Source organism: Streptococcus panodentis (assembly GCF_017884005.1).
GTDB lineage: Bacteria > Bacillota > Bacilli > Lactobacillales > Streptococcaceae > Streptococcus > Streptococcus panodentis.
This window is the reverse complement of sequence record NZ_QFAY01000045.1, coordinates 1-6,063: the sequence shown is the minus strand read 5'-3', so window position 1 is coordinate 6,063 and position 6,063 is coordinate 1. Positions and strand designations below refer to the sequence as shown.

Annotated in this window: 3 protein-coding genes; 2 read left to right on the top strand and 1 reads right to left on the bottom strand. The window is 50.6% G+C overall.

Annotated elements, in window-relative coordinates; translation table 11 throughout:
* Positions 1–371 precede the first annotated feature (371 nt).
* Positions 372–824: a universal stress protein gene (locus tag DHL47_RS13000; protein WP_128834325.1), complete on the bottom strand. Its 453-nt coding sequence runs from the start codon at positions 822–824 to the stop codon at positions 372–374.
* A 729-nt stretch (positions 825–1,553) separates the two neighbouring features.
* On the opposite strand from DHL47_RS13000, the gene DHL47_RS12995 reads away from it, so the two are divergent.
* A complete protein-coding gene (locus DHL47_RS12995; RefSeq protein ID WP_209552156.1) occupies positions 1,554–2,768 on the top strand; it encodes a pyridoxal phosphate-dependent aminotransferase in 1,215 nt (404 codons plus the stop codon).
* Positions 2,769–3,123: 355 nt separating this feature from the next.
* Entirely contained in the window at positions 3,124–5,661 is a 2,538-nt protein-coding gene (locus DHL47_RS12990) for an SEC10/PgrA surface exclusion domain-containing protein (protein ID WP_209552155.1), read from the top strand.
* Positions 5,662–6,063: the final 402 nt, after the last annotated feature.

The following is a 6,063-nucleotide window of genomic DNA, read 5'->3' as shown; positions in this document are numbered from 1 at the left end:
AACTAGAAAAAGGATAAGATCTTAAACCGACCTTATCCCTTTTTCATGAGTTGAAGCTTTTTGTCTCAGCCTCTTTTAACAGTGAAACTGTCCGGGGAGTAAAAAGGTCCCGCGGTCTCTCTTGCTTTCGCGTACCAAGGTTCGGGCTGAAAAGCTCTCCCAGACCTTCCTCGCTTTCGTATTTCTAGGCTCGGGCTGAACGAAGGCTGGGAACTGCGTTCCCTTTATCTCCAGCCTCCAACAGTCCTTCTGGACTGTTGGAGCAAGGCAAGCTGACAAAGTCATAAAAGATAAAGCAACTGACGATATCCGCTGCTTCTGACAGGCTCCCAAACTGTCAGGGAAAGGCGGGTTAATGGCTGGAAAGAGTATTATAAGGTCTTTTCACGGTCTCTGACGACCAGCAGGTCCACCTTGGCATGGCGCAGGATATACTCAGAAGAGGATCCGACCAGCAGGCGTTCAAAAGCATTGAGACCGGTGGCGCCGACCATAATCAGGTCCACCTTGTGTTCATCAGGAATGTCCGTGGCCAGCAGAGTCTTGGGATTGCCCATTTCGATGGCGATATCGACATATTTGATACCAGATTTTTGGGCTCTTTCTTTGAGTTCGCCGGTCAGTTTCTTGGCATCTTCCTGCAGCTCTTCATAGACATCTGCATCGAAGGTGGAGACGCTTTGCAGCGCCCGGGTATCAATGACATGGGCGATGGTCAGACGGGAGCCGTTTCTGAGGGCAACATTGACCCCTTTTTCAAAGGCCAGTTCAGATTCATGCGAACCATCAACCGCCACCATAATGTTTTCATATTTTTGAGTCATAGCACTACCTCCATTCAGCTAGAAAGGCCGCTCAAGCAGCGTGAAAACTGCCTGAGATGAACTGCCGGCACTGAAGGCCTGTATTCATGGAACACCTCAGCAGCCAAGGGGGCTTCTCCTGTCACTCGCCGTTCGAGTTTTTGTCTGGGACAGGACAGCTTCCCTCATCCGACAAAGCTGTTTTCATCACTACAGGAACCTAAAGAAACCTTCTTTAGGCTGAACTGCCGGTTCTTACTTCTATTGTAAAACTTTTTTGAGAAAATGTAAAGATATAATAGCAAGGGGCAGGAGGAACACAGGAACCAGTTATTTCCCAAGACCAGCACAGAAAGGATTGGCTTGACTTAAGGTTTTGCTATAAGCAAATCCGCTAAAAGCGAGGCTGGGACAAGGGGACCTAACTTCGTAACTTTCAATCGTTTAATTGCAGGACGCAGAGCTCGGGAGAAATTCTGCTGACTTTGGTCAACCAGCCACTCCCCCTGCACAGTTTGAAGAGATGTTCGAAGTGTATCATTCTGACAAGATCGAAGACTCCGTCTGACCGATTGTTGTCCCACTCTCCGAACGCTGAAATCCAGAGAGGATTTTTTTAATTAAAAATCTTTCCTGCCTTTGTCCTGGCACCGTGGGCTTTCCGGCTCAGAAAAATGGCTGCTGGTGATTGTCAATCGCTTTTTCTGGTGGTATAATGATAACATTCTGATGAATTGAGGAATAAACATAATGAAAGATTTTAACAAATCCAGCAAGCTGGAACATGTTGCCTATGATATTCGCGGTCCGGTCTTGGAAGAGGCTATGCGTATGCGGGCCAATGGGGAAAAGATCCTCCGCCTCAACACTGGAAATCCGGCTGAGTTTGGCTTTACCGCTCCTGATGAAGTGATTCACGACTTGATTATGAATGCGCGGGACAGCGAAGGCTATTCGGATTCCAAGGGGATTTTTTCTGCCCGCAAGGCCATCATGCAGTACTGCCAGCTGAAACGTTTCCCAGATGTGGACATCGACGATATTTATCTGGGCAATGGCGTCAGCGAGCTGATTGTCATGTCCATGCAGGGTCTGCTGGATGACGGGGATGAGGTGCTGGTCCCTATGCCGGACTATCCGCTCTGGACAGCGGCTGTCAGTCTGGCCGGCGGCAATGCTGTGCACTATATCTGTGATGAACAGGCAGAATGGTATCCTGACATTGAGGACATCAAGTCTAAGATTACCTCTAATACCAAGGCCATCGTCATTATCAATCCCAACAATCCGACCGGTGCCCTCTATCCCAAAGAGCTTCTGCTGGAGATTGTGGAAGTTGCCCGTCAGAACAGTCTGATTATCTTTGCAGATGAAATTTACGACCGCATGGTCATGGACGGCAATGTCCATACGCCGGTAGCCAGTCTGGCACCAGACCTGTTCTGCGTCAGCATGAACGGACTTTCCAAGTCTCACCGCATTGCAGGTTTCCGTGTCGGCTGGATGGTGCTGTCTGGACCTAAGCATCATGTCAAAGGCTATATCGAAGGGCTCAATATGCTGTCCAATATGCGGCTCTGCTCCAATGTGCTGGCCCAGCAGGTTGTCCAGACTTCGCTTGGCGGCCATCAGTCTGTAGATGAGCTGCTGCTGCCCGGCGGCCGGATTTACGAGCAGCGGAACTTTATTTATCAGGCTGTTCAGGATATTCCGGGCCTGTCAGCAGTTAAGCCCAAAGCCGGTCTTTACATCTTCCCTAAAATTGACCGGGAAATGTACCGCATTGATGATGATGAACAGTTTGTGCTGGATTTCCTCAAGCAGGAGAAGGTCCTGCTGGTTCACGGCCGCGGCTTTAACTGGAAGGAGCCGGACCACTTCCGTATCGTTTACCTCCCGCGGGTGGATGAGTTGGCTCAAATTCAGGAAAAAATGACGCGTTTCCTGCATCAGTACCGCCGTTAAGACGGATGGTACAGCAGCTGCATGCTTTTATTTTCAAAAGGAGCTTCAGGGCGGCGATCCCGCTCCTCTGTTTTTGGATGTAAAAGCTGGGGCTGCTTTTTCTTGTCTTTAAATTGTAAAATAATGCGGATAATTGTAAAAAAACGGAGCCTGTTTGAAGGGCTGCCCTGTTTTTCTTTAGGTTTTAAAAGGATTTGTCCATGATTTTTTCATAACAGTCTGATGACAATGAATTGGCTTTTTAGCGAAAAGTGTCCAAAAAAAGAGTTGACATCTTTCAGATGGAACGTAAACATGATAGAATGAAAGTATCATTTGTTTTTGCAATGATAAAAAGAGTTAAAGGAGAATATGAATGACGAAAAAAAAGCTTAGTGCTTTGTCAGCTGGGGCTTTAGCCCTGTCTCTGCTCCTTGCAGAAGGAGTGCAGGCGGACCAGACGCTTGAGGATGCCGCTCATTCAGAGGCGGCAAATAGTCACAGTCAGACCGACAGTGCTCAGGCGGCTCCAGCTGTTTCGCAGGAGCAAGTGGCGGCTGCTCAGGCAGAACTGGATCAGGCGAATCAGTCCCTTCATCAAGGTCAGGCCAATCTGGCACAGTCTGAGGCAGCTGCTGGGGCAGCCCAAGAGCAGCTCACTCAGGCCAAAAGTGATGCCGACCGGGCGCAGGAGCTTGCTGCTCAGGCGACACCGGAAGCTATTGAGCAGGCCAAGCAGCAAGTCGCTCAGCAGACCGATCAGCTGGCAACAAGCCAGTCAGAATTGGCTGCGGCTGACCAAGCTGTGACCGTTGCTCAGGATCAGCGCGATAGTCAGGCGGCTGCTGTTCAGACAGCTCAGGAGCAGGTCAAGCTGCAGGAAGGCCAGGTATCGCAGGCAGAAAGAGGTGTTTCGCAGGCGCAGGCCGATCTGAGTGGAGAAAGTGCAGCTGAGGCTGCTCAGAAGGTCAAGAGCGCTCAGGAAAAGGTGGCTGCGGATAAAGCAGCAGCAGAGGAGGCACGATCTGCCCTTGCCAAGGCCAGTCAGGCTGACAGCCAAAACCAAGCTGCTCTGCAAGCGGCTAAAACCAATCAAGCACAGGCTGAAGAGACTCTGCGAACTTCTCAGGCAGATCTGGAAGCAAAGACAGCTCAGGCTGGCAAGACTCAGACTGCTCTGAATCAGGCCCAGCAGAATCTAGCTGCTGCTCAGGCGGCTGCTACGGTATCCAACAATCAGAATAAGCTCTATATGACGCCGGAGTATATCGCAGCCCTGAAACAGCTGGCCGACGCCAATACGACGCAAGCGCAAATCAGTCAGATTGAAGCGACTCTGGCTGGCCTGAATGCCACCGTCAGAGCTTATAACAATTATGTAGCGGATCCTAATGACAGCAAGGTGATGGTTGATACCAATAACATCCCGCAGAATATTCGTCAGGAGCTCTCCCTGTTTGCTTCAGAGCTCATTAACCAGCTGCGCGGCCAGATGGGGACTGGTCAGACCCTTGTGACTCCTTCCTCACTGGAATTTGCCGATAAGGTGGCTGCGGAGTATCGTAAGGATAATTGGTCATGGGATTTGATGAACAAATACCATCATGATGCTTGGGGAATCAACCGCGTGGCGCGTGAGTACGGTCTTGCGACAACGAGCGCAGAGCAGGAACAGCAGGGGCAGCAGTATTATGAAAATGCCCTCATCTGGAAGGAAGTCGTCTCCCAGCTGAGTGTGGCTGAGATGAAAAAGCGAATCTATGAATCGCTGGTTGAGTTCATGTTCAACGGATATGAATGGCTGCATGCTAAGTCAATTTCCGGCCTGAACACCGGCAGTCAAAAGAACTATCTGGGAGTGGACTTCTCCACGGAAAGTGACATTACGATGGCTCATTTTACCCTGGTCTCCGAGGATCAGGTCAAATATGCCACTCAAAATAATTTCAATGCGAATCCGATTGCAGCCAGCCAAGGAAGCGGCGCAGCGGATCCGCAGAAAGTGGCTCAGGCACAGGCAGCGTACGATGCGGCCTTAGCAGCTGATAAGCAAGCTCAAGCTGATAAACAAGCAGCACAAGACAGCTATAATCAGGCTGCCGCAGCTTTAGAGGCTGCCAAAGCCGCTTTGGCGCAAGCCCAGTCAGCCAGCTCCAGTCTGGCTCAGGCCCAGGCCAATTTAGCAGCTGCAGAGCAGCAGCTGGCTGCTGACCAGTCAGCCTTGGAAGCAGCTCAGGCAGCACTGGCCAATCTTGATTTAGATGAAGCTGCCAAACAGGAAAACCTGGCACAGGCGCAATCTGTGCTGGCTTCGGCTCAAAATGCCCTGACTTCTGCTCAGGAAAATCTACAGGCCGAAAGCTCTAAGCTGGAACAGCTAGAAAGCGCTCTGGCAGCGGCAGTCCAGAAGAGAGACAGCCTGCAGGCAGCTGTAGCTGCAGCTGAGGCCGCTGTTCAGGCCGCGCAGGATAATGCTTCAGCTTTGGAAAAGGCTGAGGAAAACTTGGCTCAGGCGCAGGCAGCCTTGGCAGCAGCTCAGGCGGACTACGATGCCAAGCTGGCAGCCCAAGCGGAGCAGGAGGCCGTACTGGCCCGGCTGATGGCTGTTCAGGCAGCGGCCCAGGCCGTTTATGACCGTCTGTCCCAGCTCTATGCTGATCAGACAGCAGCAGAACGGCTCAGCCATTATCAGTCTATTTTAGCTACAGCTGAGCAAAATCTGCCGGTTCTGGCGGCCTATTCTCAGCCGGCTGATCCTGCCAATCAGGCAGCGGCCAAGCACAGACAGGCAGCTGCTTCTGAAAACAGCCTGCCTAAGACAGGTCATGATCTATCCCATTGGATCCTGCTCAGCGGGCACTTGCTGCTTCTCATGGTTCTGAGTCTTTTTTACAAAAAGAAAACACGTGAGTAGGTGTAAAAAAACAGCCAGATTTGGCTGTTTTTTAGTTGGGAAACAGTTGGAAGTATTCATGTAGAGTCTTTTCCTTTGCTTTTAGCAGTGAACCTGTCTGGAGGACAGTTTCAGCCTATCATTTTGAAATAAGAAAATGATAGGCGGTGAGCTGCTCAAAGGACTGCTTTGAGATTGCGGATAAAAGACCGTGAGGAAGTGTCAAAAGCAAGGCTGATGGCGGTGGGACAGACTCCCATGATGGCTGTGCCCTCACCCACAGAGGGATGGATCTTTTGGAAGATACTGTATAAGAACTAAATTTTTAAAAATTTAGTTCCCTTCACTCTTTTGTTTCTAAGCTCAGGCTGAAAAGGTTCCCCAAACCTTTTCACTCCCAGCCCGCGAGGCTCTCACAGTCCG